This window comes from Actinophytocola oryzae, from assembly GCF_004364325.1.
In the GTDB taxonomy this organism is placed as follows: Bacteria; Actinomycetota; Actinomycetes; order Mycobacteriales; family Pseudonocardiaceae; genus Actinophytocola; species Actinophytocola oryzae.
On sequence record NZ_SOCP01000023.1, the window covers coordinates 138,028 to 164,328 of the forward strand.

The window sequence follows — 26,301 nt, forward strand, 5'->3', positions numbered from 1 at the left end:
TTGGAGCGTAGCCGAGAGGTGCGGGCCACACCGCTCAGGGGCAGACTTGTGCGAGGCAGCCATACTGGCCACCGACGTGCACTCGACAGGGAAGGTTGTGCCGAACCGTGTGCGGTCTGCTTGGTGTGGTGTGCCCGACGGAACAGGAAGCCAACGCGACCAGGGACGCGGTGGCGCGCGCGATGCGCTGCCAGCGGCACAGAGGACCGGACGAGAGCGGCACCTGGGCGGGCGACGAGGTGGTCTTCGGGTTCAACCGCCTGTCGATCATCGACGTCGACCACTCGCACCAGCCGCTGCACTGGAGCCCCGAGGGCGTCCAGGAGCGCTACACGCTGCTCTTCAACGGGGAGATCTACAACTACCTCGAGCTGCGCCAGGAGCTGATCGACGAGCACGGCGCCGCCATGCGCACGCACGGTGACAGCGAGGTCATCGTCGCGCTCTACCACTACCTCGGGCCGTCCGCGGTGCAGAAGCTGCGCGGCATGTTCGCGTTCCTGATCTGGGACTGGCGCAAGCGCGAGGTGTTCGGCGCACGCGACCCGTTCGGCATCAAGCCGCTGTTCTACTCGGCCGGCCCCGGCGGGGTGGCGTTCTCCAGCGAGAAGAAGGCGCTGCTGGAGCTGTCGCCGCGCCTGCACCTGCCCCAGACGCTCGACCGCACGGCACTGCAGCACTACCTGACCCTGCAGTACGTGCCGGAGCCGGAGACGATGCACCAGGAGGTCCGCCGCATCGAGTCGGGCCACTCGTTCTCCATCTCGCCGGGTGGTGAGGTGAAGACGACCAGGTACTTCTTCCACACGTTCCGCCCGACGCCGGTGCGCGGCGAGTCGGAGAAGCTGTACGAGGAGATCGCCGAGGTCCTGAAGGACTCGGTGGCCAAGCACATGCGTGCCGACGTGACCGTCGGGTCGTTCCTGTCCGGCGGCATCGACTCGACGGCCATCGCGGCGCTGGCGCGCGAGCACAACCCGAACCTGGTGACGTTCACGACAGGCTTCGAGCGCGAGGGCTACTCGGAGGTCGACGTCGCCGCGGAGTCGGCGGCCGCGATCGGCGTGAAGCACGTGATCCGCACGGTCAGCCCCGAGGAGATGATGGAGGCGCTGCCGCTGATCGTCTGGTACCTGGACGACCCGGTGGCCGACCCCGCGCTGGTCCCGCTGTGGTTCATCGCCCGCGAGGCACGCCGACACGTGAAGGTCGTGCTCTCCGGCGAGGGCGCCGACGAGCTGTTCGGCGGCTACACGATCTACAAGGAGCCGATCTCGCTGGCGCCGTTCGAGCGGGTGCCCGGCGCGCTCCGCAAGGCCATGGGCACCCTGTCGACCAAGCTGCCGGACGGTCGGCGCGGCAAGGACCTGCTGCGCCGGGGCGCGCTCTCGCTGGAGGAGCGGTACTACGGCAACGCCCGCATCTTCCGCGACGACCAGCTGCGGGCGGTGCTGCGCACGTTCGATCCGGAGATCGGCCACGTGGACGTGACGGCGGGGCCGTACCGGGAGTCGGAGAACTGGGACCCGGTGACGCGGATGCAGCACGTGGACCTGTTCACGTGGTTGCGCGGCGACATCCTGGTGAAGGCGGACAAGGTCACGATGGCCAACTCGCTGGAGCTTCGGGTGCCGTTCCTCGACGCCGAGGTCTTCAAGATCGCCTCGAAGATCCCGACCGAGGAGAAGATCACCAAGGAGACGACGAAGTACGCGCTGCGCCAGGCGCTGCGCGGGATCGTCCCCGAGCACGTGCTGAACCGGCGCAAGCTGGGCTTCCCGGTGCCGATCCGGCTGTGGCTCAAGGAGGAGATGTACGACTGGGCCCGTCAGATCATCCTCCGCTCGCAGACCGAGGAGGAGATCGACAAGGACGCGGTGATGCGTCTGCTGGAGGAGCACCGCGCGGGCACCCTGGACCACAGCCGCCGCATCTGGGCGCTGCTGGTCTACATGCTGTGGCACGGAATCTTCGTGGAGAAGAACATCCAGCCCCGCGTCCCGGAGCCGCACTACCCGGTGAAACTCTGACGACCACGCCCCGCCGCCGAGTGCACCGAAGGACGCCTTCATAACACTGGGCGCACCGAAGGACGCCTTCGTAACGCCCAGCGTACTGAAGGACGCCTTCGTAACGATGGGTGTGGTGCTAGCGGCGGAAACGCCAGGTCTTGCTGTCGAACAGGATGCAGATGCTCGGCGACATGACGACCACGCGCAGGGTGCCGTCGCGTTCGTCGTAGTCGATGCCCTCGACCTCGAAGGTGCCCGAGCAGCCGCTCTCCAGCGGGAGTTGACCGAGGGAGGTGACCCGGCCCGTCACGTCCGCCGAGCCGACCGGCGCGCTCAGGTCGACCTGCAGCAGGGGCTTCGTGACGCCGAACAGGGTGCCTTCCGGGTCGTCCGACGAGCACAGCAGCTGGGTCGCGGTCACGAAGTCGCAGCCTTGGACGTCGCGGACCGGGCGGTCGAGGCGGACGGCCGACGCGTACGGGAGGTTCGCCGCCGGGTTGGTGAACGCGATGCCCGGCATGGGGTGCACGAGCAGGCGGGACATCGTGCCCCACTCGCCCGCCACCAGCCACTGTCCGTCCGGGGACACGGCGGCGAACGAGTTGTTGTTCGCCTCCCACGACTCCAGCGCGTGCTGGTACTCCGCCCACGTGCCGTCCGGGGCCTGGACCCTGAACAGCTTCGCGCCGCGGTCGTCCCGCTGGTACGGCTCCACGTAGTAACCACGGCCGGCACCCGGGTCACCCACATGGTTCCAGCCACGCGAGGAGATCGACACCGGGATCGTGCCGATGCCGGTGTACCTGACCGTCGTCCCCGACGGCCGCTCCACCACGGCGAGCCCCTGGCTCTCGTCCAGGGGCCGCGCGACGTCGGAGCCGATGGTGCGCCAGGGGCCGACGTCGGCCGACGCGACCCCGACGAACACGAGCATGAGCGCAGCGGTGACCGCGAGAACACGCATGGTCACCACAAGTACCAGCTGTCACCCGAAAGTGGAACCTACGGGAGGATGGCGCCGATCTCCGCGGCCGCCTCCGGGCCGTACGCGCCGCCGATGCGGGTGATGGCGAGCGTCTTGTCCAGCTCCCACTCCTGCGGGCCGACGGTCTCGAGCACGAGCACCGCGATGTAGGAGCCGAGCTGCGCGGCCCGCTCCAGCTCGAGGCCCTTCTCCAGCCCGGCGAGCAGGCCCGCGCGGAACGCGTCGCCGACGCCGGTCGGGTCCGCCTTCACCGTCTCGGGCACGGCGGACACGTGGATGGACGCGCCGGACGCGTCGACCATCTCCACGCCCTTCTCACCCAGCGTGGTGATCCGCATGCCGACGCGGGACAGCACGTCCTGCTCGGTCCAGCCGGTCTTCTGCCGCAGCAGCTCCCACTCGTAGTCGTTGCTGAACAGGTACTTCGCGCCCTCGACGAACGTCCGGATCTGCTCACCGTCCATCCGCGCGAGCTGCTGGGAGGGGTCCGCGGCGAACGCGTACCCGCGCTCCCGGCACTCCTGGGCGTGGCGCAGCATGCCGTCCGGGTCGTCCGGGCTGATCAGCACCAGGTCGAAGCCGCCGACCTTCTGCTCGATCGGGAGCAGCTCGATGTTGCGTGCCTCGGACATCGCACCCGCGTAGAACGACGCGATCTGGCACATGTCGTCGTCGGTGGTGCACACGAAGCGCGCGGTGTGCGCGACCTCGGACACGTGCACGCCGGCGCAGTTCACGCCGTGCCGCTCCAGCCACGACTGGTAGTCGCCGAAGTCCCTGCCGACCGCGCCGACGAGCACGGGAGAGCCGCCGAGCACCCCCATGCCGAACGCGATGTTGGCGCCGATCCCACCCCGCCGGACGACGAGGTCGTCGACCAGGAAGCTCAGCGAGATCCGGTGCAGCTGCTCCGCGACGAGCTGCTCGGCGAACCTGCCGGGGAAGTGCATGAGATGGTCAGTGGCGATGCTTCCGGAGACGGCTACTGGCACGGCGGATTCCCCTGTCTGGTGGTCATCAGATGCGGTGAAACGGCAGTCATCAACCGTAGTGGGCGCTGGATTTCGCGCCCTACGCAGGGACAGCTTTGACACTACCGGTTGGTAAGGGTGTCCGGGACCGGTCGTCCGACCCTAGGTTCGAGCCGTGACCAATCCTGAAGCCGAGTCGTTCGCCGAGCTGATCGCGGACTGCGCGGACATCCCTGCGGCGTTGCGGACCCGCGGCCAAGACCTTCCCGGACAGCGGGCGGCGAGCCCGTGGGAAGTCGACGATGCGACCTTCGCCCAGGTCAGCAACCTGGAAGAATTCGTCTGAGAACGCACCACGGGCCGCGACGCGAGTCGCGGCCCGTGACATGTCAGTGACTCAGTGGAACGAGTCGCCGCACGCGCAGGAACCACCGGCATTGGGGTTGTCGATGGTGAAGCCCGACTTCTCGATCGTGTCGACGAAGTCGATCGTCGCGCCGTTCACGTACGGGGCGCTCATCCGGTCGACAGCCACCTTGAGACCGTTGAAGTCACGGAACAGGTCGCCGTCGAGCGTGCGCTCGTCGAAGAAGAGCTGGTAGCGCAGGCCGGCGCAGCCACCTGGCTGGACGGCGATGCGCAGATGCATGTCGTCACGGCCCTCCTGGTCCAGCAGAGCCTTGGCCTTGCTGGCGGCGGCGTCCGACACGAGCACGCCGTGCGTCTCCGTCTCGGTGGTGTTCTCCTGGGCGGTCGTCATGGTTCTCCCTCGACCTTTCGGGGCTTACTACCGAGGTCAATCACGGCCGAGCCGCGGTTTATTCCCCGTCCTCCTGACCCATGGTGACACATCCCGCTCAAGCCCCGCTGTTACAGCCGCCACTGTGTGGACACGTGCCGGGCCAGATCACTCAGCGTGCCCGCCGGGTCGGCGAGCGACGCCTCCGCGGAACCGACGTGTTCCGCGACCGCGTAGGCCTGGGACACCCCGGCCGACGCCGCACGCCTGCGACCGACGCTGACCTGGCCCGCGAGCACCACGCAGGGGGTTCCCCGCTCGGCCGCCGCGCCGGACACCCTGGTCACGAGCTTGCCGCGCAGGGACTGGAAGTCGAAGCTGCCCTCTCCGGTGACCACGAGCTGGGCCCGGTCGAGCGCCTCGTCGAGGCCGGTCAGGCGCCGGACGACCCCGGCGCCGGACTCGACGGTCGCGCCCAGCGCGATGAGCCCCGCCCCAAGCCCGCCTGCCGCACCGGCACCCGTCTCGTCGCGCACGTCCCGGCCCGCGACGCCCGTGAGCACGTCCGCCCAGCGGGCCAGCGACCGCTCCAGACGGCGAACGGCCAGGTCGTCGGCGCCTTTCTGCGGTCCGAACACCCTGGCGGCGCCCTCCTTGCCGAGGAGCGGGTTCTCCACGTCCGATGCCGCGACGAGGGTCACGTCACCGAGGTCGACGCGTCCGGTGAGGCGCAGGGTGTCCACGAGCGGCCCGCCACCGGGAGGCAGGGGCCTGCCGTCCTCACCCACTGGGATGGCGCCGAGCGCACGGAACATCCCGGACCCACCGTCCGTACTGCCGGACCCGCCGAGGCCGACGACGATCGTGTGGACTTTGCGTTCGAGAGCGTGGGCTATCTGCTCGCCGACACCGAACGTGTTCGCGGCTAGCGCGTCCCGCTCGTCGCGGGGGACCAGGGTGAGCCCACAGGCCTGGGCGCACTCGATGTAGGCGGTGCCGTCGTGTTCCAGCCACACGGCGTCGACGGGCGCGCCGAGCGGACCCGCGACCTGCCTGTGGTGGAGGTCACCACCGAGGGCCGAGTACAGCACCTCGACGAAGCCGGGGCCGCCGTCGGCGAGTGGACAGAGGGTGAGCTCGTCGTCAGGCGCACCACTGCGCCACCCGGCGGCGATGGCCTCGGCGGCCTCCGGCGCGGTCAACGTCCCACCGAAGCAGTCAGGAGCGATCAGGACCCGCATGGTCAAAGCGTAATAGCGACTCCTTTAGTCTTTGGCGTGTGAGGTTCCTTCGCCGCAAAGACGCAGAGAGCACCGACGACGTCGGTGAGGTCGAGCCGACGGAGGAGGAGGTCGCCCAAGCCAAGGCACACACACCGGGCAAGGGCCGCCCGACCCCGAAGCGCCGAGACGCCGAGCAGCGCAGGCGCGGGCCGGTGGCGCCTCCCCCACGCACCACCCGCGAGGCGATGAAGCGGGCGCGCGGGAACAAGGAGGAGCGCAAGGAGCTGACCGCCAAGCGCCGCGAGATCCGCGTCAAGCAGCGCGAACGCATGATGGCGGGTGACGAGAAGTACCTCATGCCCCGTGACCGGGGGCCGGTCAAGGCCTACATCCGGGACGCGGTGGACTCCCGCCGCAACCTGCTCGGTCTCTTCATGCCACTGGCGATCCTGATCTTCGTCGCGCTGCTGGTGCCGGACCCGCGCGTCCAGAGCCTCACGACGCTGCTCTGCCTGCTCATGCTGGTCGCGATGGTCCTCGAGGGTGTCCTGTCCGGCCGCCGCATCTCGCGGGCGGTGCGGGCGAAGTTCCCGAAGGAGCCCGTCCGGGGGGTCTCGGTGGGTTGGTACGCGTTCATCCGCGCGTCCCAGCTGCGCAAGCTGCGCGTGCCGAAGCCGAGGGTCCGGCCTGGCGACGCGATTGACTGACCTCGCCCGCGACCCGCTGCCGCTTCGTGGCCGCGTGGCCCTGGTGACCGGCGCGTCGCGGCGCGCCGGGATCGGGTACGCGATCTGCCGCAGGCTCGCGGCGTACGGGGCGAGTGTGTTCGTGCATCACTTCGGCAGCCACGACGCCGAGCAGCCCTGGGGCGGCGACGAGGTGTCGGCCGTGGTGGACGGCGTCCGCGAGGTGGCGTCGGCGCCGGTCGCGGACCTGTCCTGTGACCTGTCGGACCCGGCGGCACCCGCCGCGCTGGTGTCGGCCGCGGTGTCGGCGCTCGGGCGCCTCGACATCGTGGTGTGCAACCACGCACGGTCGGGCTCGGACGGCCCGCTGTCGGCGGTGACGGCCGAGATGCTGGACGCCCACTGGACGGTGAACGCGCGGGCGTCGCTGTTGCTGGCGCAGGCCCTCGCCTCGCTGGGCGGACCCGGCCGGCTGATCTTCATGACGTCCGGGCAGAACCAGGGACCGATGCCCGGCGAGGTGGCCTACGCGGCGAGCAAGGGCGCCCTCTGGTCGATCACGGCGACGCTGGCCGACGAGCTGGCGTCGTCGGGGATCACCGTCAACACCGTCAACCCGGGCCCGGTGGACACCGGTTACGCCCCGCCGGACGTCCATGCGGAGGTGGCCGCCCGCTTCCCCGGTGGCCGCTGGGGCGCCCCCGACGACCCGGCCCGCCTCATCGCCTGGCTCGCCACCGACGAGGCCGCCTGGATCACCGGCCAGGTGATCAACTCCGAGGGCGGCTTCCGCCGCTGAGTCGATCTCCGACCCGAGCTGGAGCAGCTCCACCGTTAGGTTGTGAGGCATGGAGTTTCGTCGACTTGGCCGCAGCGGCCTCAACGTCAGTGAGATCTCGTACGGCAACTGGATCACGCACGGGTCGCAGGTCGAGGAGGAGCAGGCGCACGCCTGCGTGAAGGCCGCGCTCGACGCTGGGATCACGACCTTCGACACCGCCGACGTCTACGCGAACACCCGGGCCGAGTCCGTTCTCGGCCGGGCGCTCGCGGGGCAGCGACGGGAGAGTCTCGAGATCTTCACCAAGGTCTTCTGGCCGACCGGGCCGGGTGGCCCGAACGACAGGGGCCTCGGGCGCAAGCACATCATGGAGTCGGCCAACGCCTCCCTGAAGCGGCTGCAGACCGACTACCTCGACCTCTACCAGGCGCACCGGTTCGACAACACCGTCCCGCTCGAGGAGACCATGCTGGCCTTCGCCGACCTCGTGCGTGCCGGGAAGGTGCTCTACATCGGCGTGTCGGAGTGGAAGGCCAACCAGATCAGGGCCGCGGCCGACCTGGCGCGTGAGCTGAAGGTGCCGTTCGTCTCCAACCAGCCGCAGTACTCGATGCTGTGGCGGGTCATCGAGCCGGAGGTGGTCCCGGCCAGCGAGGAGGTCGGCGTCAGCCAGATCGTCTGGTCGCCCATCGCGCAGGGCGTCCTGACCGGCAAGTACCTGCCCGGCCAGGCGCCGCCCGAGGGCTCGCGGGCCACCGACGCCTCGGGGGGCAACTTCATCTCGCGGTTCCTCGACAACGACGAACTGCTCCAGAAAGTCCAGAACCTCAAGCCCATCGCGGAGGAAGCGGGCCTGTCGATGGCCCAGCTCGCCGTCGCCTGGGTGCTGCAGAACCAGAACGTCGCCTCGGCGATCATCGGCGCCACCCGGCCCGAGCAGGTCGCCGAGAACGTCAGGGCGGCAGGCGTCAAGCTCGACGCCGAGTTGCTCGAGAAGATCGACGAGGCGCTGGACGGGGTCGTCGTGAGCGACCCGACGCTCGGCGGCTAGGGGTCCAGGCTCATCGGGCCGTAGACGACCTCGTCGTCACACAGGAGGGTCACCTCGCCGACGCCCGCGTCGGCGAGGTCCCGCCAGTTCTCGGAGAGCCAGTCCTCCGCGGCGGGCTGGTCCTCGAACTCCGGCGATCCCTCATGGTTCCAGCGATATCCCACGACCGCGCAGGATAGCGTGCCGGCCATGGCGACCCTGGTGCTCGGCGGCGCGCGGTCCGGCAAGTCCGCGCACGCGGAAGGCCTCCTGCCCGCCGACGACGCGACCTACGTGGCCACCGCCCGTCTCGACCCGGACGACGCCGAGTGGCGGCAGCGGATCGCCGCCCACGTCGCCCGCAGGCCACCCGGCTGGCGCACGGTCGAGCCGACCGACCTCCCCGGGTTCCTCGGCAGGGCGCGGGGGCCGGTGATCGTCGACGACCTCGCCACCTGGCTGACCGGGGTCATGGACGACTACGACGCCTGGCACGGTGGCCTCGACGGCGTGCGTGGGGAGTGCGACCGGCTCGTCGAGGCGGTCACGGACTGCCCGGCCCAGCTCGTGCTCGTGTCCGCCGAGGTCGGCCTCGGCGTGGTGCCCGCGACACGTTCTGGCAGGCTCTTCCGCGATCAGCTCGGCACGCTCAACGCGGACCTCGCGCAGCGGTGTGCCGAGGTGGTCCTGCTGGTGGCCGGCATCCCCCTGCGACTGCGGTGACCTACCCGAAACAATCGCTCCGCAAGCTCCGCTCAGAAGACCTGGAGGCTTACCCGATGGAGTTCGAGCTGGTCGGCATGCCCGACGAGGCCGTGCGGCAGGCGGCGGAGGAGCGGCACGCCCGGCTGACCAAGCCGCGGGGCTCCCTCGGCAGGCTCGAACAGCTGGGTGCGTGGGTCGCCGCATGTCAGGGCATGTGCCCGCCCCGGCCGATCGAACGGCCGAGGGTCGTCGTCTTCGCCGGCGACCACGGGATCGCCGCGCACGGCGTGTCTGCCTACCCCAGCGAGGTCACCGCCCAGATGGTGGCGAACTTCCAGGCGGGCGGCGCGGCCGTCAACGTGCTGGCCGGGGTCGCGGGCGCGACCGTGCGGGTGGTCGACATGTCCGTTGCCGTCGACACCACGGCAGGCGACCGCAAGGTGCGCCAGTCGTCCGGGTCCATCGACCGGGAGGACGCGCTCACCGAGGACGAGGTCGAGGCCGCCGTCGCCGCGGGCAGGGCCGTCGCGGACGAGGAGGTCGACTCCGGCACCGACCTGCTGGTCGTCGGCGACATGGGCATCGGGAACACCACCCCGGCCGCCGTGCTGGTCGCGGCCGTCACCGGCAGCGAGCCGGTCGCGGTCGTCGGCAGGGGCACGGGCATCGACGACCGCGCGTGGATGCGCAAGACCGCCGCCATCCGTGACGCGCTCCGCCGTGCCAGGCCGGTCACCGCGGACCCCGTCGCGCTGCTGCGCACGTCAGCGGGTGCCGACATCGCGGCCATGGCCGGCTTCCTCGCCCAGGCGGCGATCCGGCGGACCCCGGTCGTGCTGGACGGCGTCGTCTCCGGCGCCGCCGCGCTGGTGGCCGAGGAACTGGCACCCGGCGCGCGGGCCTGGTGGGTCGCTGGTCACCGGTCCACCGAGCCGGCACACACGCTCGTCCTGGAGCAGCTCGACCTCGAACCGCTGCTGGAGATGAGCATGCGGCTCGGTGAGGGCTCCGGTGCCACCGCGGCCATCCCCCTGCTGACCATGGCCGTCCGGATCCTCACGGACATGGCCACGTTCGAGGACGCTGGCGTCACCGAGCGGGAGGACCCCGCGTAGTGGCCGCCGGGGTGCGGCTCGCCTTCTCCTGGCTCACCGTGCTTCCGATGCCGGTCGGGCAGGTGGACCGGGCGGTCGCGGGCGCCGCCATCACCTCGGCACCCCTGGTCGGGCTCGTGCTCGGCGGCGTGGCCGCGGGCCTGTGGTTCCTGCTCGACCTCGCCGGGCTCGGCGGCCTGCTCGCCGGGTTGCTGGTCGTCGCGTTCCTGGCGCTCGCGACCAGGGGCATGCACCTCGACGGGCTCGCCGACACCGCGGACGGCCTCGGCTCCTACGCCGACGCCGCCAGGGCGCTCGCGATCATGCGGGAGGGCCCGGTCGGGCCGTTCGGGGCCGTGGCGCTGGTGCTGACGATCGGCATCCAGGCCGCGGCGATCAACGACTGGCCGGAGCTGATACTGGCCGTCACCACCGGTCGCGTCGCGTTCGTGCTGTGCTGCCACAACGTCCCGGCGGCCCGGCAGCAGGGGCTCGGCGCGCTCGTGGCCGGTACCCAGTCCCTCGCCGCGCCGGTGTTCTGGCTCATCGGGCTGCTGCTGGTCTCGCCGCTCGCCGACATCGCCCACCCGTACAAGGGCCCGGTGGCGATCGTGGTCGCCACCGGGCTCGTACTGCTGCTGTGCAACCACGTCCAGAAGCGGTTCGGCGGCATCACCGGTGACGTGCTCGGCGCCGCCGGTGAGCTCGCCGCCACCGCGGTCCTGGTCGTGGTGACCTGACGCTCAGGACAGCGTGGTCAGCCATCCGTGCGTGTCGGGTGCCGTGCCGCGCTGGATCGCGGTGAGTGCGGCACGCAGCCGCATCGACACCTCGCCGGAGCGGCCGCCGTTGACGTCGAAGGACCCCTCGGCGTGCTTCACGGAGCCGACCGGCGTGATCACCGCGGCCGTCCCGCACGCGAACACCTCGGTCAGCTCGCCGGACTCGGCCTTCTTCTCCCACTCCTCGGTGGAGACCCGCCGCTCCTCGACCGCGTAGCCGAGGTCGGTGGCCAGGGTGAGGATCGACTCGCGGGTGATGCCCGCCAGCAGCGAACCGGACAGCTCCGGGGTGACCACCCGCGCGTCGGAGCCGGAGCCGAAGACGAAGAACAGGTTCATCCCGCCCATCTCCTCGACCCAGCGGCGCTCGATCGCGTCGAGCCAGACCACCTGGTCACAGCCCTGCTCGGCGGCCTGCGCCTGCGCGACCAGTGACGCGGCGTAGTTCCCCGCGAACTTGGCCGCGCCGGTCCCACCGGGGGCCGCGCGCACGTACTCGGTCGACAGCCAGACGCTCACCGGCTTGACGCCGCTCGCGAAGTACGAGCCCGCCGGCGAGGCGATCAGGATGTACAGGTACTCGGCGGCGGGCCGTACCCCCAGGCCCACCTCCGTCGAGATCATGAAGGGCCGCAGGTAGAGCGACTCCTCGTCCTCCTCCGGCACCCACCGGCCGTCGACGTCCACGATCTCCCGGAGCGAGCCGAGGAACAGCTCGTCGGGCAGCTCGGGCATCGCCATGCGGCGCGCGGAGCGGCGGAACCGCTCGGCGTTCGCCTCCGGGCGGAAGGCCTGGACGGACCCGTCGGTGTGCCGGTAGGCCTTGAGTCCCTCGAAGATCGCCTGGCCGTAGTGCAGCACCATGGCCGCGGGGTCCAGCTCGATCGGGCGGTACGGTTCGACCGTCGCCCCGTGCCAACCGTCGGTTCGGTTCCAGCGCGTGGTCACCATGTGGTCGGTGAAGTAAGCGCCGAAACCCGGGTTGGCCAATACTTCCGCGATCCGCTCCGGGGTCGCCGGCGCCGGATGGGGAGTCCTGGTGAATGACTGGGTCATGTGAGCACCGTAACTCTCCTCGGGCCGTTCAGAGAATCGGCAGTTCAACTGTCTGACGTCCTACTATGCCCGATCCCGTCGCGTGTCCAGCAGGCGGATTACCGCTTCACCCAGGAGAAGTACGGCCGCGCCGGTCAGTGTGTACTCCGGTGCGAGCAGCAGCGCCCCGAGCGCCGCCGCGGCGGCCGCCAACGCCACCATGCCCGGCCTGCTCACCCTCGCGACGTCACGGATGTCGCCGAGCACGCCACGCAGCGCGAACACGCACGAGACCGTCACGCCGACCGCGAGCATCCCGTCGACGCCGGACGCGTCGGCGGCCGCGAGGGCGTCGAGAAGCGGGGCCGTCGACAGTGCGAGCCGCTCCCCGCCGAGCTGCCACAGCGACGCGACCGCGACCCCGAGGCTCACCACGAGCACGATCCCGATGACTGTGAGCCGCTCCCGCCGCACCGCGCTCGGCGACCCGGAGAACCCCAGGAACAGCAGAACGGCGGCGGGCAGCAGGCCGAGCGGCCGGTCGGCGCCCGCCGCGTCCGACGGCGGCGCCACGGCGAGGTCGACCGGCGCGATCGAGAAGCACGACACGACGACCGCGACCAGCACGCCGACGACCACGACGGCGGCGACCCGCTCCACGACCCCCGGCAGCGGAGGCGCGAGGAGGACGACCGCTGTGACCACGACCACCAGCATCACCGCGCCGACCTCGGGTCTGCCGGGCAGCACGTACCGCCCGAAGGCGGTGGCGGCGGCCGAGGCGGCGGCAATCCTTCCCAGTATTCCCACTAGTGAAGCGGCCCGGCTCGGCGTGGAATCCGGTGTGGACAGTGCGAAGAGGACGGCCACCGCGGCGGCGAGGACCATGCCCGCGACCAGCCACCAGCCGGCGACGGCCGAAGCGGGCGCCAGGGCAAGGAAAAGTCCCGCGCCGAACGTGGACACCACCCCGCGGGCGACGCGGTCCACGGTCGATGTCGGTTGGGTCACGCCACCACCGTGTCAGAAGTGCGGCACCCACCTGACGGTGGGCAGGGATGTCACAAGTAGTTAGCATGCGTCTGCAACTCGAACCGACAGGAGCTTTCGTTGACCGCGCCCAAGCTGTCACTGACCACCACCACGGCAGACGAGGCCACCGTCGACGCGGTGATCATCGCGACCGTGCAGTCCGACAGCGATCCGGGGGGCGTCGCGCTGGCGCCGGGGAGCGAGCGGGTCGACACCGCGTTCGACGGCGCCCTCGCCGGCATCCTGCGTACCGTCGGAGCCACCGGCAAGCAGGACGAGGTCGTGAAGATCCCGAGCATGGGCAAGATCCCCGCCGGGCTCGTCGTCGCCGTCGGTCTCGGCAGGACCACCGGCGACGGACCGACGGCCGAGCAGGTGCGCCGGGCGTCCGGTGTCGCCGCCCGCTCGCTCGCCGGCACCAGGCGGGCGGTCACCACGCTGTCCACTGTGGATCTACACGCCGCGGTGGAGGGCACGCTGCTCGGTGCCTACCGCTTCACCGAGTACCGGTCGGAGAAGGGCGACGCCCCGATCGAGCGGGTGGACGTCGTGGCGCCCGCCGATGGCAGCCCGAAGGACCACCGGGCGACGCTGAAGGCCGCCACTGCGATCGCCGAGGCCGTGTGCACCGCCCGCGACTTCGTCAACACCCCGCCCAACGACCTCTACCCCGCGTCGTTCGCCGACCGCGCGGCGGCACTGGCGAGCGACGCGGGCCTCGACGTCGAGATCCTGGACGAGAAGGCACTGCGCAAGGGCGGTTACGGCGGCGTGCTGGGCGTCGGCATGGGCTCCGCCCGTCCGCCGCGCATCGTGCGGCTGTCGTACAAGGGCCCGAAGCCCAAGGCGAAGGTCGCGCTGGTCGGCAAGGGCATCACGTTCGACACCGGCGGCATCTCGATCAAGCCCGCGGCGACCATGGACGAGATGACCTCGGACATGTCCGGCGCCGCGGCCGTCGTCGCGGTCATGGTCCTCGCCGCGAAGCTGAAGTACCCGCTGTCGCTGACGGCGACGGTCCCGATGGCGGAGAACATGCCGTCCGGGTCCGCCTACCGCCCCGGCGACGTGCTGACGATGTACGGCGGCAAGACCGTCGAGGTGCTCAACACCGACGCCGAGGGCAGGCTCATCCTGGCCGACGCGATGGTGCGTGCCTGCGAGGACGGCCCCGACTACCTGATCGACATCGCGACGCTGACCGGCGCGCAGCTGGTGGCCCTCGGCAGGCGCACCTCGGGCATCATGGGCACGGACGAGTTCCGTGACCGCACCGCCGAGATCGCCAGGGCGACCGGCGAGGGCGGCTGGCCGATGCCGCTGCCCGACGAGCTGCGTGGCGACCTGGACTCGAAGCTCGCCGACATCGCGAACGTGACCGGTCACCGGTGGGGCGGCATGCTGGCCGCAGGCATCTTCCTCCGTGAGTTCGTCGCGAAGGACGTGGCCTGGGTGCACATCGACATCGCGGGCCCCGCCTTCAACGTCGGCGGCCCGTGGGGCTACACGGCCAAGGGCGGCACGGGCATCCCGGTCCGCACGGTGGCCGCGCTCCTGGCGGACATCGCCGAGAAGGGCTGAGGCCCCCAAGAGCGAACAGACGGGTACAACCCCGCAACCCTGTGAGTGGGCCGCCGGCGTCTGGACTGACGAGCACGGAAGTCCCTGCGCGAGGAACGAGCCCAGGGATTTCCGCGCGCAGGAGGGAAGACGCCGGATGAAGGCCCACTCACCGCGAGCGGAGCGAGCCAATGTCACAGTGGGCCGCCGGCGTCTGGACTGACGAGCACGGAAATTCCTGCGCGAGGAACGAGCCCAGGGATTTCCGCGCGCAGGAGGGAAGACGCCGGATGAAGGCCCACTCACCGCGAGCGGAGCGAGCCAATTAGACACAGCGGGCCAGGAAGGCCGCTCCTCGGGCCACGGCTGCCTCCGGTTCGGGGTCGGCGGTCACGTGGTGGCCGGTCACCGCGGACAGCCGCAGCGCGAGGAGCGGGATGCGGCTCGCGCCACCGACGAGGAAGACCCCGGCCACCGGGGCGTCGGCGGTCACGCGGCTGACCGCCGCCATCAGCCGCGTCACGTCCGGGGCGATCAGCAGCTCGAACTCCGTGCGGGTGAGCCGGACCGCGCGGTGGTCCGGCAGGACGATCTCCGCGATGTCGTGCCTCGACAGCAGCTCCTTGCCCGACCGCACGGCCTCCTTCAGCTCCGCCCTCGTCGCGTCGTCCTTGACCGGTTCGCTCAGCGACGGGCCGACCCGGTCCACGATCCGCTGGTCGACGTCCACCGGGACGGACTCCGCCGCCGTCACCGCCCGGTCCCGGACCACGGCCGCGTCCCACGTGCCGCCGCCCGCGTCGACCACGAGCACCGAGACGCCGGGTGCGGCGGAACAGGCGACCGCCACCGGTTCTGGGATCGTCCTGACCGAGGTGCCCGCCGCGGTGGTCAGGACCGCGATCCGCTCGGGTGGCCAGCCGGCCGGGTGCGTCACCACGACGTCGGTGACGTTCCCGCCCTGCTCACGGGCCGCGGCGACCATCCGGTCGAACACGGCACCGACCGACGACGGTTCCATGCTCGCCTTGAGGTCCCGAAGCTCCTGGCCCCTGCCCAGCAGGACGGCGTCCACCCCGACCACCCCGGAGTGCACGACCGACGGCAGCCACGGCGCGCCGTCCACCGTCACCAGGCGCCCGTCGACCATGCCCACCGTGTTGACCGTGCCGAAGTCGATCACCAGGGTCATGGCAGCTGCCACAGGAACGGTCGCGAGTCGTCACCCGACCACGCGACCGAGCCGAGTGGCATGCCCGAGGGCACCACGAACACCGCGCACACGGTGAACCGCCCGGACGCCGTGCCGACCGCACAGCCGCCCCGGTCGGACACCTGCCGCGCCGACACCGGCTGCGACCGGTCGTCACGCAGCAGCAGGCGCGCGGCGAGGTCCGGCACGGACACCCCGGTCGGCGAGTCGACCACCGCCCGCACCAGCACCGCCCGATGTCCCGGCCGGTCGACGACCTCGGCGCTCACGTACGCGCTCGCCCTGGTCACCACGTCCACGATCGCCGCACGCACACCACTGTTGCCGACCCAGAGCGGACGCACCGCACCCAGCGGCAGCGCCCGCCCGGTCACCGGCCCGCCGGCCGGTGTCGCGCCGTCGACCGGCACCCGTGCGCCGACCTGCTCCCCGCCGGTCACCCTGCTGATCACGACCGCGCTCACCCGCGTCCGCACGGACACGGCGAAGGCCAGGCACTGACGCGCGGTGTCGCCCGCGTCGAGGGTGCCCGGCGTCTCGGTCGGGCACGGCAGCGGCTGGTCGCGTGCCGCGGGGATCAGCAGGCCGCGGTCGTCGGCGAGGAACGTGTCACGCAGGAAGTAGGGGGCCGTGGCGCGAGCGCGGGCGCGGATCGACGTGTCGACGAGCACCCACCGCAGGTCGGGCAGCGGCTTGCGGGCACCGGCACGGACCAGCTCGTCGGTCGCCGGGTCGGTGATCTCCCGCACGGTCCACTCGAGGTCGGTGTCGCCGTCGGACACCCGAACCGGCGCGTCCAGCCTGCCGGTGACCAGGCCGTCCGTGACGTCGCCGCCGCTGACGACCTCCGTCCCGGCCTCCGGGGGCGGCAGCGCGAACCGCTCGCTCGTCGCGAGCGCGTCGCCGGTGACCGCGTTGGCAGGCTTCAGCACGACCCCGTAGCCGATTGCGAGGACCACGAACCCCACCGCGACGAGGAACGCCACGAAGGTCTGCGGCCCCCTCGGCCGCTCGGCCTGCCTGCGGGCCCTGCGGGGACGGGGGTCGGGTTTGACGGGCGGCGCGGCGACCGGGTGCTCCTGTGGCCGTCCCGGCTCGTCGTGCGACACGGCGACCGCGCACGCGCCGAGCGCGGTCACCGCCTCCGGCTGGTCGTCGAGCTGGATGGGGGTGGGCACGACCTCGGCGAGCTTGTGGCGCAGCAGGGGGATGCGGGCCGAGCCGCCCGCGAGCTGCAGCGCGGTCAGCTCGTAGGCCTCGACGCCCGCGCTCAGGATCGCGCGGAGCGTGAACGCGGTGATGCGGTCGATGTCGGCGTACAGCACGCGTTCGAGGTCGGCGCGCCGGAGCACGGCACCGGGCAGCCCGCCGGGTAACCGGAGCTCGACCTGGTCGTGCCGGGACAGCAGTTCCTTGGCGCGGCGCACCTCCCGCCGGAACGCGACGAGCTCGCGCAGCTGCACGAGGCTCACCCGGCCCGGCGCGGACACGTCGACGAGCACCTCGGCGAGCCCTGGCACGGTCTGGCGCAGGTAGGAGATGATCCGTTCGTCGAAGACGTCGCCGCCGAGGTCCGGAATGGACGAACGGCCGATCACGACGATGCCGCCGCGCTCGCGGCGCACGACGGCCACGTCGGTGGTGCCGCCGCCGAGGTCGAGGATGGCGAGCACGGCGCCGAGCGGGAACCGGTCCGCGCCGTCGACACCGACGCGCCCGTGCGTTGCGTACCAGACACCGGCGCCGACCGGTTCGACGATCGTGCTGATCTGTGGCGCGAGGTCCTCCGCCGCGGCGAGCAACCCGTTGCGCTGGGCGGGTCCCCAGGCGGCCGGGTGTGTCAGCACGAGGTGGTCGACCGGCGCGCCGACGACGGACGCGGCGGCCTTCACGGCCCGCACGAGGATCGCGAGCACGACCGTGGGCACCGGCACGACCGTGTTGCCGAGCAGCACCTCGCGCTGGGCGATCTTCGCCTTCGCCCGGCTCTCGAGCCGGGACGGGTCGACGGCGGCCATCTGCAGGGCGTCGTGGCCGACGACGAGCGAGTCGTCGCCGGTGAGGAAAACAGCCGACGGCAGGTAGGGCTCACCGTCCACGTTGACCACCCTGGGCACCCCACCGGGGGCGTGCACCACGGTGACGGTGTGCGAACTGCCGAAGTCGACAACAGCAGTAACGCTCACATGGTCCTCACCAGTAAGAAGGGGCTCCGCGGCACCACAGCTTGTCAGACCATTCGAGGCTTGGGGAGACCAGAGGCGGCGCCGGTTACGACGAATTCCACAACATCACACACGATCACCTCCGGGTTAAGCCATCTGGGGGAGATTGGACCCGTTCCAACCACTCCATGGATAGAGGGCACGCAGCATCCATCACTCAAACAGGTCTAGACGTAACCAGAAGTTCACGAGGTGTGACAGGTTGTAATCGTGTAATCGGACGCTCCGGACCCGCGCGGGCCGCGGGCGAGAACTGATTCCCCAGTTGGCGGAAAGCGGCGTGGGTCAGCCGCGCTCGCGCTTCTGGCGCTCCTGGTACTCGCGCATCCGCTTCGGGTAGCCGACCCGCTCCACCTCGTACAGCGGCATCTTGCGCTTGCGGGCGAAGTCGGCCGCCGCCTCGAAGTTCGCGATGCGGCGGCGGGTCCACTCCCCGTCGTGGGCCACCAGCAACACGGTGGCCTCGGTCACATGCGTGCGAGGCTCCACGAACGCCTCGACCCCGCGACGGGTGGACGCCCACTCGTCCAGGTGAGCGGTGTCGCCCTTGCTGGCGGACCGCATCTGCCCCTGCCCACTCTTCCGGCGGAACAACCCCACGGCGCCTTACCTCCGATGAAGATCAGTGTTGGACCGTTCGCCGCGCGAACTTCGTCCCTTTCATTGTGCCTGTCCGGCCACCTCGCAAGCGTGCCGCACGTAGTGACAAGATGATGTGTGGTGCCCACAAGTCACCCACCTCGTGCTAGGAGAACCCGTGACCGATACCTCCGCTGACCTCGTGATCCTTGGCGGCGGCTCCGGCGGCTACGCGTGCGCGTTCCGCGCGGCGGGCCTCGGCCTGTCCGTGGTCCTGGTCGAGAGGGACAAGCTCGGCGGCACGTGCCTGCACCGGGGGTGCATCCCGACGAAGGCGCTGCTCCACGCGGCGGAGGTGGCCGACCTCGCCCGCGAGGGCGACCAGTTCGGTGTCAAGTCCTCGCTGGAGGGCATCGACATCGCGGGCGTCAACTCCTACAAGGACGGTGTCGTCGGCGGGCTGTACAAGGGACTCCAGGGCCTGGCGAAGGCGAACAAGGTCACGGTCGTCGAGGGCGCGGGGACCTTCCGGGCCCCGAACGTCGTCGAGGTCGACGGGCGGAGCTACACCGGCAAGAACGTGGTGCTCGCCACCGGTTCGTACGCGAAGACGCTGCCCGGCCTGGAGATCGGCGGGCGGATCATCACCAGCGACCAGGCCGTGCACCTCGACTACATCCCCGAGCGCGTCGTCGTGCTCGGTGGCGGTGTCATCGGGGTCGAGTTCGCGAGCGTCTGGGCCTCGTTCGGTGCGGACGTCACCATCGTCGAGGCGCTCCCCCGCCTGGTGCCGCTGGAGGACGAGTGGGCGTCCAAGCAGCTGGAGCGGGCCTTCCGCAAGCGCGGGATCAAGTACCGGACCGGCGTAAGGTTCACGGGTGCGTCTCAGAACGAGACCGACGTGACCGTCTCACTGGAGTCCGGTGAGACGGTCGAGGCCGACACGTTGCTCGTCGCGGTCGGCCGAGGCCCCAACAGCGGCGGCCACGGCTACGAGGAGGCAGGCGTCACGATGGAGCGCGGGTTCGTGCTCACCGACGAGCGCCTCGCCACCAACCTCCCCAACGTCTACGCCGTCGGCGACCTCGTGCCGGGCCTGCAGCTCGCGCACCGCGGCTTCCAGCACGGCATCTTCGTCGCCGAGGAGATCGCGGGCCGGAACCCCCGGCCCGTCGACGAGGCCGGCATCCCCAGGGTCACCTACTGCAAGCCCGAAGTGGCGTCCGTCGGCCTCACCGAGGCAGCTGCCAAGGAGAAGTTCGGCGACGCACAGACCTACGTCTACGCGTTGAGCGGCAACGGCAAGAGCCAGATCCTCAAGACGTCCGGCGGCGTCAAGCTCGTGAAGGCACCCGACGGCCCCGTGGTGGGGATCACCATGGTCGGCGAGCGGGTCGGCGAGCTTGTCGGCGAAGCCCAGTTGATCTACAACTGGGAGGCATACCCCGAGGACGTCGCACCGCTCATCCACGCCCACCCCACCCAGACCGAGGCGCTCGGCGAGGCGTTCCTCGCCCTGGCCGGCAAGCCACTGCACGTGCACGGCTGAGCTTGCGCGGCGAGCCTCGGTACGAGCCAGAGTTCAAGGAGTCAGCGAAACCATGGCGTTCTCCGTCCAGATGCCGGCACTCGGGGAGAGTGTCACCGAAGGCACCGTGACCCGGTGGCTGAAGCAGGTGGGCGACACCGTAGCGGTCGACGAGCCGTTGCTCGAGGTGTCCACCGACAAGGTCGACACCGAGATCCCGTCCCCGGCAGCAGGCGTGCTGCAGAAGATCGTCGCCGAGGAGGACGAGACCGTCGAGGTCGGTGCCGAGCTCGCGGTGATCGGTGACTCGGGTGAGGACTCGGGCCAGGACGAGACCCCGGAGCCCGCCAAGGAGCAGGACGAGGCCCCCGAGGAGCCCGAGCCCGAGCCCGAGGAGGAGCCGGAGGAGGCCGAGGCGGAAGCGGAGCCGGAGCCCGCTTCGTCGGAGTCTTCGGAGTCCTCCGGGTCGTCCGGGTCATCCGGTGAGGGCACGCCGGTGAAGATGCCCGCGCTCGGCGAGAGCGTGACCGAGGGCACCGTGACCAGGTGGCTCAAGCAGGTCGGCGACACGGTCGAGGTCGACGAGGCACTGCTCGAGGTCTCCACCGACAAGGTCGACACCGAGATCCCGTCGCCGGTGGCGGGCACCCTGCTCGAGATCACCGCGGGCGAGGACGAGACCGTCGAGGTCGGCGGCCAGCTCGCGATCGTGGGCTCCGGCGACGCGGCCCCCGCGAAGGAGTCCTCGAAGCCGGCCCCCAAGCAGGAAGCGAAGCCGGAGCCCAAGGCAGAGCCCAAGCAAGAGCCGAAGCAAGAGCCGAAGCAAGAGCCCAAGCAAGAGGCCAAGCCCGAGCCCAAGCAGGAGACCAAGTCGGAGCCGAAGCCCGCGCCCGCGCCGTCCGGCAACGGCTCGCGTGGTGACGGCCCGTACGTCACGCCGCTGGTGCGCAAGCTCGCCGCGGAGAACGACGTCGACCTGTCCACGGTCAAGGGCAGCGGCGTCGGCGGCCGCATCCGCAAGCAGGACGTGCTCGCCGCCGCCGAGGCCGCCAAGGCGCCGGCCCCCGAGCCGGCCGCGAAGCCCGCCAAGTCCTCGGCACCGGCCGCACCGGCCGCCGACCTGCGTGGCAAGACCGAGAAGATGAGCCGCCTGCGCCAGACCGTGGCGCGGCGCATGGTCGAGTCACTGCAGACGGCCGCGCAGCTCACCCAGGTGGTCGAGGTCGACGTGACCAGGATCGCCAAGCTCCGCGCACGCGCCAAGTCGGCGTTCGAGGCCCGCGAGGGCGTCAAGCTGACGTTCCTGCCGTTCTTCGCGAAGGCCACGGTCGAGGCGCTCAAGCAGCACCCGAAGCTGAACGCGTCGATCAACGACGAGACCAAGGAGGTGACCTACCACGGCGCCGAGCACCTCGGCATCGCGGTGGACACCGAGCGCGGCCTCCTCACGCCGGCCATCCACAACGCGGGTGACCTGAGCGTCGCAGGCCTCGCACACAAGATCGCCGACCTCGCCGAGCGCACCAGGGCGAACAAGGTCACCCCGGACGAGCTGTTCGGCGCGACGTTCAACCTGACCAACCTCGGCAGCCAGGGTGCGCTGTGGGACACGCCGATCCTCCAGCTGCCGCAGGTCGGCATCCTGGGCGTCGGCCTGGTGGTGAAGCGGCCGGTCGTGGTCACCGACGACGACGGCAACGACACCATCGCCATCCGCTCGATGATGTACATGGCGCTGACCTACGACCACCGCCTCGTCGACGGCGCCGACGCGGGCCGCTTCCTGACGACCATCAAGAACCGCCTGCAGGAAGGCACTTTCGAGGGCGAACTCGGGCTGTGAAGGTCGTGCTCGCCGGCGCGTCCGGCCTGATCGGGTCAGCACTCGCCGGCGAGCTCCGCACGGCAGGCCACGAGGTGCTCCGGCTCGTCCGGCGCGCTCCTCGTGAGCCTGACGAGCGCGGCTGGGACCCGCCTGCCGGCCGCATCGACGACGGTGCGCTGGCGGGCGCGCAGGCCGTGGTCAACCTGTGCGGCGCGCCCATCGCGGGTGGCCGGTGGAGCCACGCGCGCAGGCAGCTGCTCGTCAACAGCAGGCTCGAGCCGACCGAGGTGCTGGCCACGGCCGTCGCCGAGCAGGACATCCCGCTGCTCGTGAACGCGTCCGCGGCCGGCTACTACGGCGACAAGGGCGACCAGGTGGTCGAGGAGACCGCGCCGCGTGGCGCGGGCTTCCTCGCCGACCTGTGCCGCGACTGGGAGGCGGCCACGCAGCGCGCCACCGACGCCGGTGTCCGGGTGGTGCGGCTGCGCACCGGTCACGTACTCGCCAGGCGTGGCGGTCTGGTCGGCATGCTGAAGCCGCTGTTCTTCCTCGCGCTCGGCGCGAAGCTCGGCAACGGCCGCCAGTACATGCCGTGGATCCACGTCGAGGACCAGGTCGCCGCGATGCGCCACCTCATCGAGAACGACACGGTGTCCGGCGCGGTGAACGTGTGCTCCCCCAACCCGGTCACCAACACCGAGTTCACCGCCGCGTTCGGCCGCGCGATGCACCGCCCGGCACCGTTGTTCGTGCCGGCACCGGTGATCAAGCTCGGGGCGGGCGACTCCGACGGGGAGATCCTCTACAGCCAGCGCATGGTGCCGACCGTGTTGGCCGCGAACGGCTTCACGCACCGCCACCCCTCGCTCGACGAGACGTTCGCGTCGCTGCTCACGTAGCGCTCTACTGAGTCGTGAGTGGACGGCGTAGGGTCGCTCATGTGACTTCCTGTCGCGCGTCAGGCGCTCCCGTGCATGTCCGCGAGCTCGGCACGATCGACTACGTCGAGGCGTGGGAGCTGCAACGGGAGCTGGCCACCGCCCGCGCCGACGAGACGGGCCCGGACACGCTGCTGCTGCTGGAACACCCGTCGGTGTACACGGCGGGCAAGCGCACCGAGCCGGACGAGCGCCCGGACGACGGCACCCCGGTGGTGGACGTCGACAGGGGTGGCAAGATCACCTGGCACGGCCCGGGACAGCTCGTCGGCTACCCGATCGTGAAGCTGGGCGACCCGGTGGACGTCGTGCAGTACGTGCGCCGCATCGAGCAGGCACTGATCGCGGTGTGTGACGAACTTGGCGTGCCCACGGGCCGCGTCGAGGGCCGCAGCGGAGTCTGGCTGGCCGCCGACGACCACCGCCACGAACGCAAGATCGCCGCCATCGGCATCCGCGTACAACGAGGCGTCACCATGCACGGCTTCGAGATCAACTGCGACGCCGACCTGTCCGCGTTCGACCGGATCGTCCCCTGCGGCATCCGCGATGCCGGCGTCACGTCCCTGACGCTGGAGCTGGGCCGCACGGTGACCGTCACGGAGGTCTCCCCACTCGCGGAGAAGTACGTGCGCCGGGCACTCGACGGTTCGCTGCCGGTCGCGGACCGCTGGCTCCCGAGATGGACCCCGACGAGCCCCGGCGTCAGCTTCGAGCTGGCCCAGCGCTAGGACGGCCGGGTGGGAGCCGGCACGGCCCCCACCCACCGCCCTACTACCGCGTCGCGCCCCAGTAGATCGCCGTGGCGACCTGGGCGTACAGGCCCTTCGGGTGCGCGCGGAACATCGGCTCGGTGCCGAACATCAGCACCCGCGCGCCGGTCGCCGACTGGCCGGAGACCACCGCCGCCTGCCCCGCCGCGTCCGCCGGGCCGCCCGAGCCGTTCCCGTTGGGCAGCCAGTGACCGGCGACCAGCGGATTGGCCGGGCCGAACCGCTGCTCGGCCCTTACACCCGCACCGAGGTTCACGAACCACTGCGGGGAGTACACGAACGAGGTCGGCATCGCCCCGGCCAGCACGGACGCGTCGGTGTTGGCCACGGTGACCACACCGTTGGCGTCACTCCGTCCGGGTACCGCGGTCACCGGCAGCAGCTTCGCGTCGGCGTTGAACCGTGACCCGGTCGCCCCGCGCGTGACCACGCCGCCTCGGGAGAACAACGCGTCGACCTGTGCCTTCGCGGCGGGCTGGAGCTGGTCGTAGCGCAGCCCGGACGACACCACGAGCACGTCGACCCGTGACAGGTCGAAGCCGCCGTTCAGGACCGCCGTGGACACGGGACGGACGTCGAAGCCCATCTCCCGCAGCGCGAACAGCTCGTCGGCACCCACCGCCGCTGCGACCGTCACCGGCCGCAGCGGACTGCCCGGCGCACCGGACGCCTGGGTGAACCGCACGCCGTACCGGTCCGCGACCTGCCTGGCCGCCTGCCGTGCGGACGCCGGCACCACGACCGTGCCGTCGGCCTGCCTGCGCAACGCGAGACCGAGGCCGAGCAGGTCGTTGACGGCGCTCGCGTCCTTGCCATCCAGCACCCTGAGTGCCAGGTCACGCCCGGGTGCCACGTCGACGGCACCGGTCGGCGCCGCCGCCGTCACGTCGTAGCTCGGCACGTGGACCTGGCCGTGCTTCACGATGTCGACCGAGGCACCCCACAGCAGGCGGTGGCTCCACCCGGCGATGTCGTACATCTGGGGCGCGTCGGCCGACAGGTCCTTGCCCGCCTCCAGCATCACGTTGGCGAGGCCACGCTTGGGCTGGTGCATGTCGACGACGTAGGACCCGGCCGCGTACCTCCTGCCGCCGAGGCTGAACGGCCTCGTGGCCTGCCGGACCCGCACGTCGTGCGCGACGAGCTGGTCGACCAGCCGCGCGGCGGCGGTCGCCGAACGCTGCGACGGGCCGGTCGGGATCACGTACGCACGCGGGAACTCCGTGGTGTACCGGTCCTCCGGCCCGAAGCCGGGCACGAACCCGTCCGGGATGTACCGCTGGGCCTCGCCCGCGGCACCGCGCCGGAAGATCTCGATCTGGTTGTCGACCAGCTCGACGCGGTGGCGGTCGAGGTAGGACAGTGTGGTCGCGATCGTCGCCTCGGACACGTCGGTGTTGATGGCCGCGCGGCGGCGCAGCTCGTCGACCGGCAGCGAGTCGTAGGCGTTGTTGTTGACCTGCAGCGGGATCTCGATCGTGTAGGACACCGCGCCGTGGTACATCGCGTACTGGGCGGTGAAGATCGGCGGCCAGCCGTCCCAGTCGCCGGGCGGCAGGTCGCGGAAGGGCACGACGACGTCCTGCGCCTCGGGGTAGCCGAGTGCCTTGACGGCGGCCTCCATCTCGAGGCCGTCGGCGTAGCCGTGCCTGATGTAGAGGTCGAAGTCGTAGTTCTGCCCGTGCGGCGGACCGGTCGGCTCGATGAGGGTGCCGTCGGAGTACCCGTGCTCGTCCAGCGTGATCACCGGCTGGGTGTCCTCGATCATGTCGCGCATGGCCACGTTCTCCGGCTGGGAGTTTGTGACGAAGTCGCGGTTCAGGTCGAAGCCGTTCGCGTTCCCGCGTGTGCCCGCGACGCGCCCGTCCGGGTTCGCGGTGATGTTGAAGTACAGCCGGTTGTGCGCGAGGAGCCGCCTGGTCGCCGGGTCGTTGCTGGTGGCGAGGTGCTCGATCTGGCGGAGGGAGGCGTCGGTGCCCTCCCACTCGTTGCCGTGGATGTTGTTGTTGATCCAGACCGGCGCCTTGTAGTCGCGTTCGAGCCGCCGGTCGCGGGCGGCGCGCACGGGGTCGTTCTCGATCAGCGCACGCCAGGCGTCCTGCTGGCGCGTCTCCGACGGTCGCTCCGGCGCGGTGACCGTGACCTTGTAGAGGTCGCGGCCGAGCCCGGACTGCCCGACGACCTCGACGGACACCCGGTCGCCCCGTGCCTGCAGCGCGTTCAGCCTCGGGGCGATCGCGTGGTAGGGCGTGAGCCCCAGCTTGGTCGACTTGTCGGTGGTGTCCTCGGGATAGACGCGCAGCTCGGTCCGGCGCGGGTAGCCCTGGTAGACGTGGACCTTGTTCTCACCGGCCGGCCCGGGTCGGCGAGCGAGAGGCTGGTCGGCGGCGGCGACCTCGTTGCGGTCGGGGCCGTTGCCGAAGTCGCGGTCGGTGCCGGCCCTGGCCGTCGGGTCCGCGGCGGCGGGCGCCCCGGTGATCGAGGTCACCGCGAGGGCCGCGGTGGTCAGTACGAGGAGAACTCTTCGCTTGACGTGCACGAACTGCCTCCGTGAGTAGCAGGGTGGGCCGTGTCTAACGGGACGG

24 protein-coding genes are annotated in these 26,301 nt (G+C 71.0%); 13 read left to right on the top strand and 11 right to left on the bottom strand.

What is annotated here, in order from left to right; genetic code table 11:
- The first annotated feature begins 107 nt into the window (after positions 1-107).
- On the top strand, positions 108-2,030 hold the full coding sequence (asnB, locus tag CLV71_RS41145) for an asparagine synthase (glutamine-hydrolyzing) (protein ID WP_133908369.1): 1,923 nt from the start codon (positions 108-110) through the stop codon (positions 2,028-2,030).
- A gap of 118 nt (positions 2,031-2,148) precedes the next feature.
- Here asnB and CLV71_RS41150 read toward each other — a convergent pair whose 3' ends face one another.
- Both CLV71_RS41150 and CLV71_RS41155 read right to left on the bottom strand, forming a co-directional pair.
- Positions 2,149-2,976, bottom strand: coding sequence for a hypothetical protein (locus CLV71_RS41150; RefSeq protein ID WP_133908370.1), 828 nt, complete (start codon positions 2,974-2,976; stop codon positions 2,149-2,151).
- Positions 2,977-3,014: 38 nt separating this feature from the next.
- The gene (locus tag CLV71_RS41155) at positions 3,015-3,947 is read right to left on the bottom strand and encodes a carbohydrate kinase family protein (protein WP_133908432.1); all 933 of its coding nucleotides are present in this window, start codon (positions 3,945-3,947) and stop codon (positions 3,015-3,017) included.
- A 196-nt stretch (positions 3,948-4,143) separates the two neighbouring features.
- Between CLV71_RS41155 and CLV71_RS48175 the strand changes: the two genes are divergently transcribed.
- The gene (locus CLV71_RS48175) at positions 4,144-4,314 is read left to right on the top strand and encodes a hypothetical protein (protein ID WP_166664469.1); all 171 of its coding nucleotides are present in this window, start codon (positions 4,144-4,146) and stop codon (positions 4,312-4,314) included.
- 51 nt (positions 4,315-4,365) lie between these two features.
- Here the strand turns inward: CLV71_RS48175 and CLV71_RS41160 are convergent, their stop codons facing one another.
- Together CLV71_RS41160 and CLV71_RS41165 are read right to left on the bottom strand one after the other, a co-directional pair.
- Complete coding sequence (locus tag CLV71_RS41160) at positions 4,366-4,728, bottom strand: HesB/IscA family protein (protein ID WP_133908371.1); 363 nt, start codon at positions 4,726-4,728, stop codon at positions 4,366-4,368.
- Between the two features lie 110 nt (positions 4,729-4,838).
- Positions 4,839-5,948, bottom strand: a complete 1,110-nt coding sequence (locus CLV71_RS41165) for a glycerate kinase family protein (protein WP_133908372.1) — start codon at positions 5,946-5,948, stop codon at positions 4,839-4,841.
- 38 nt (positions 5,949-5,986) lie between these two features.
- On the opposite strand from CLV71_RS41165, the gene CLV71_RS41170 reads away from it, so the two are divergent.
- From CLV71_RS41170 to CLV71_RS41180, 3 genes are read left to right on the top strand one after another with little or no spacing between them, the layout of a single operon-like run.
- Entirely contained in the window at positions 5,987-6,637 is a 651-nt protein-coding gene (locus CLV71_RS41170; RefSeq protein ID WP_133908373.1) for a DUF3043 domain-containing protein, read from the top strand.
- Complete coding sequence (locus tag CLV71_RS41175) at positions 6,630-7,415, top strand: SDR family oxidoreductase (RefSeq protein WP_133908374.1); 786 nt, start codon at positions 6,630-6,632, stop codon at positions 7,413-7,415. Before CLV71_RS41170 ends, CLV71_RS41175 begins: the two co-directional genes overlap by 8 nt.
- Positions 7,416-7,464: 49 nt before the next feature.
- Positions 7,465-8,448 (top strand): aldo/keto reductase family protein, encoded by a 984-nt coding sequence (locus CLV71_RS41180; RefSeq protein ID WP_133908375.1) that lies wholly within the window; start codon positions 7,465-7,467, stop codon positions 8,446-8,448.
- Here the strand turns inward: CLV71_RS41180 and CLV71_RS41185 are convergent.
- A complete protein-coding gene (locus CLV71_RS41185) occupies positions 8,445-8,612 on the bottom strand; it encodes a hypothetical protein (RefSeq protein ID WP_243867289.1) in 168 nt (55 codons plus the stop codon). The two genes, CLV71_RS41180 and CLV71_RS41185, sit on opposite strands and share 4 nt — an antisense overlap.
- Before the next feature lie 25 nt (positions 8,613-8,637).
- On the opposite strand from CLV71_RS41185, the gene CLV71_RS41190 reads away from it, so the two are divergent.
- Genes CLV71_RS41190 through CLV71_RS41200 form a run of 3 tightly spaced genes read left to right on the top strand, consistent with a single transcriptional unit; the run spans position 8,638 to position 10,966 of the window.
- On the top strand, positions 8,638-9,150 hold the full coding sequence (locus CLV71_RS41190; protein WP_133908377.1) for a bifunctional adenosylcobinamide kinase/adenosylcobinamide-phosphate guanylyltransferase: 513 nt from the start codon (positions 8,638-8,640) through the stop codon (positions 9,148-9,150).
- 56 nt (positions 9,151-9,206) lie between these two features.
- Positions 9,207-10,247 carry a nicotinate-nucleotide--dimethylbenzimidazole phosphoribosyltransferase gene (gene cobT, locus CLV71_RS41195; protein ID WP_133908378.1) on the top strand — a complete coding sequence of 347 codons (1,041 nt, stop codon included), beginning with the start codon at positions 9,207-9,209 and terminating at the stop codon, positions 10,245-10,247.
- Positions 10,247-10,966 carry an adenosylcobinamide-GDP ribazoletransferase gene (locus CLV71_RS41200; RefSeq protein ID WP_243867291.1) on the top strand — a complete coding sequence of 240 codons (720 nt, stop codon included), beginning with the start codon at positions 10,247-10,249 and terminating at the stop codon, positions 10,964-10,966. Before cobT ends, CLV71_RS41200 begins: the two co-directional genes overlap by 1 nt.
- Before the next feature lie 3 nt (positions 10,967-10,969).
- Here CLV71_RS41200 and CLV71_RS41205 read toward each other — a convergent pair whose 3' ends face one another.
- Positions 10,970-12,064, bottom strand: coding sequence for a branched-chain amino acid aminotransferase (locus tag CLV71_RS41205; protein ID WP_133908379.1), 1,095 nt, complete (start codon positions 12,062-12,064; stop codon positions 10,970-10,972).
- A gap of 63 nt (positions 12,065-12,127) precedes the next feature.
- Positions 12,128-13,054, bottom strand: a complete 927-nt coding sequence (locus CLV71_RS41210) for a hypothetical protein (protein ID WP_133908380.1) — start codon at positions 13,052-13,054, stop codon at positions 12,128-12,130.
- Between the two features lie 99 nt (positions 13,055-13,153).
- On the opposite strand from CLV71_RS41210, the gene CLV71_RS41215 reads away from it, so the two are divergent.
- On the top strand, positions 13,154-14,656 hold the full coding sequence (locus tag CLV71_RS41215; protein ID WP_133908381.1) for a leucyl aminopeptidase: 1,503 nt from the start codon (positions 13,154-13,156) through the stop codon (positions 14,654-14,656).
- A 304-nt stretch (positions 14,657-14,960) separates the two neighbouring features.
- Here the strand turns inward: CLV71_RS41215 and CLV71_RS41220 are convergent, their stop codons facing one another.
- The 3 genes from CLV71_RS41220 to CLV71_RS41230 all read right to left on the bottom strand — a co-directional run bounded on the left by CLV71_RS41220 (position 14,961) and on the right by CLV71_RS41230 (position 18,637).
- Positions 14,961-15,827 (bottom strand): DUF7159 family protein, encoded by an 867-nt coding sequence (locus tag CLV71_RS41220; RefSeq protein ID WP_133908382.1) that lies wholly within the window; start codon positions 15,825-15,827, stop codon positions 14,961-14,963.
- Positions 15,824-18,034 (bottom strand): Hsp70 family protein, encoded by a 2,211-nt coding sequence (locus CLV71_RS41225; RefSeq protein WP_133908383.1) that lies wholly within the window; start codon positions 18,032-18,034, stop codon positions 15,824-15,826. Before CLV71_RS41225 ends, CLV71_RS41220 begins: the two co-directional genes overlap by 4 nt.
- Before the next feature lie 324 nt (positions 18,035-18,358).
- A complete protein-coding gene (locus CLV71_RS41230; RefSeq protein WP_133908384.1) occupies positions 18,359-18,637 on the bottom strand; it encodes an oxidoreductase in 279 nt (92 codons plus the stop codon).
- Between the two features lie 193 nt (positions 18,638-18,830).
- On the opposite strand from CLV71_RS41230, the gene lpdA reads away from it, so the two are divergent.
- Genes lpdA through lipB form a run of 4 tightly spaced genes read left to right on the top strand, consistent with a single transcriptional unit; the run spans position 18,831 to position 23,674 of the window.
- Positions 18,831-20,201, top strand: coding sequence for a dihydrolipoyl dehydrogenase (gene lpdA / locus CLV71_RS41235; protein ID WP_133908385.1), 1,371 nt, complete (start codon positions 18,831-18,833; stop codon positions 20,199-20,201).
- Between the two features lie 52 nt (positions 20,202-20,253).
- Positions 20,254-22,023 carry a 2-oxoglutarate dehydrogenase, E2 component, dihydrolipoamide succinyltransferase gene (sucB, locus tag CLV71_RS41240; RefSeq protein WP_133908386.1) on the top strand — a complete coding sequence of 590 codons (1,770 nt, stop codon included), beginning with the start codon at positions 20,254-20,256 and terminating at the stop codon, positions 22,021-22,023.
- Positions 22,020-22,904 (top strand): TIGR01777 family oxidoreductase, encoded by an 885-nt coding sequence (locus CLV71_RS41245; RefSeq protein WP_133908387.1) that lies wholly within the window; start codon positions 22,020-22,022, stop codon positions 22,902-22,904. Before sucB ends, CLV71_RS41245 begins: the two co-directional genes overlap by 4 nt.
- A gap of 41 nt (positions 22,905-22,945) precedes the next feature.
- Positions 22,946-23,674, top strand: a complete 729-nt coding sequence (lipB, locus tag CLV71_RS41250) for a lipoyl(octanoyl) transferase LipB (RefSeq protein WP_133908388.1) — start codon at positions 22,946-22,948, stop codon at positions 23,672-23,674.
- Positions 23,675-23,717: 43 nt separating this feature from the next.
- On the opposite strand, the gene CLV71_RS41255 is transcribed toward lipB, so the two are convergent.
- The gene (locus CLV71_RS41255) at positions 23,718-26,255 is read right to left on the bottom strand and encodes a M14 family zinc carboxypeptidase (RefSeq protein ID WP_133908389.1); all 2,538 of its coding nucleotides are present in this window, start codon (positions 26,253-26,255) and stop codon (positions 23,718-23,720) included.
- Between the last annotated feature and the right edge of the window lie 46 nt (positions 26,256-26,301).

Bases quoted from the DNA above. Each gene is read 5' to 3' on its own strand.
- CLV71_RS41150 (WP_133908370.1), bottom strand. From the start codon at position 2,976: ATGCGTGTTCTCGCGGTCACCGCTGCGCTCATGCTCGTGTTCGTCGGG.
- CLV71_RS41155 (WP_133908432.1), bottom strand. From the start codon at position 3,947: ATGCACTTCCCCGGCAGGTTCGCCGAGCAGCTCGTCGCGGAGCAGCTG.
- CLV71_RS41160 (WP_133908371.1), bottom strand. From the start codon at position 4,728: ATGACGACCGCCCAGGAGAACACCACCGAGACGGAGACGCACGGCGTG.
- CLV71_RS41165 (WP_133908372.1), bottom strand. From the start codon at position 5,948: ATGCGGGTCCTGATCGCTCCTGACTGCTTCGGTGGGACGTTGACCGCG.
- CLV71_RS41180 (WP_133908375.1), top strand. From the start codon at position 7,465: ATGGAGTTTCGTCGACTTGGCCGCAGCGGCCTCAACGTCAGTGAGATC.
- CLV71_RS41190 (WP_133908377.1), top strand. From the start codon at position 8,638: ATGGCGACCCTGGTGCTCGGCGGCGCGCGGTCCGGCAAGTCCGCGCAC.
- cobT (WP_133908378.1), top strand. From the start codon at position 9,207: ATGGAGTTCGAGCTGGTCGGCATGCCCGACGAGGCCGTGCGGCAGGCG.
- CLV71_RS41205 (WP_133908379.1), bottom strand. From the start codon at position 12,064: ATGACCCAGTCATTCACCAGGACTCCCCATCCGGCGCCGGCGACCCCG.
- CLV71_RS41220 (WP_133908382.1), bottom strand. From the start codon at position 15,827: ATGACCCTGGTGATCGACTTCGGCACGGTCAACACGGTGGGCATGGTC.
- CLV71_RS41230 (WP_133908384.1), bottom strand. From the start codon at position 18,637: ATGCGGTCCGCCAGCAAGGGCGACACCGCTCACCTGGACGAGTGGGCG.
- sucB (WP_133908386.1), top strand. From the start codon at position 20,254: ATGGCGTTCTCCGTCCAGATGCCGGCACTCGGGGAGAGTGTCACCGAA.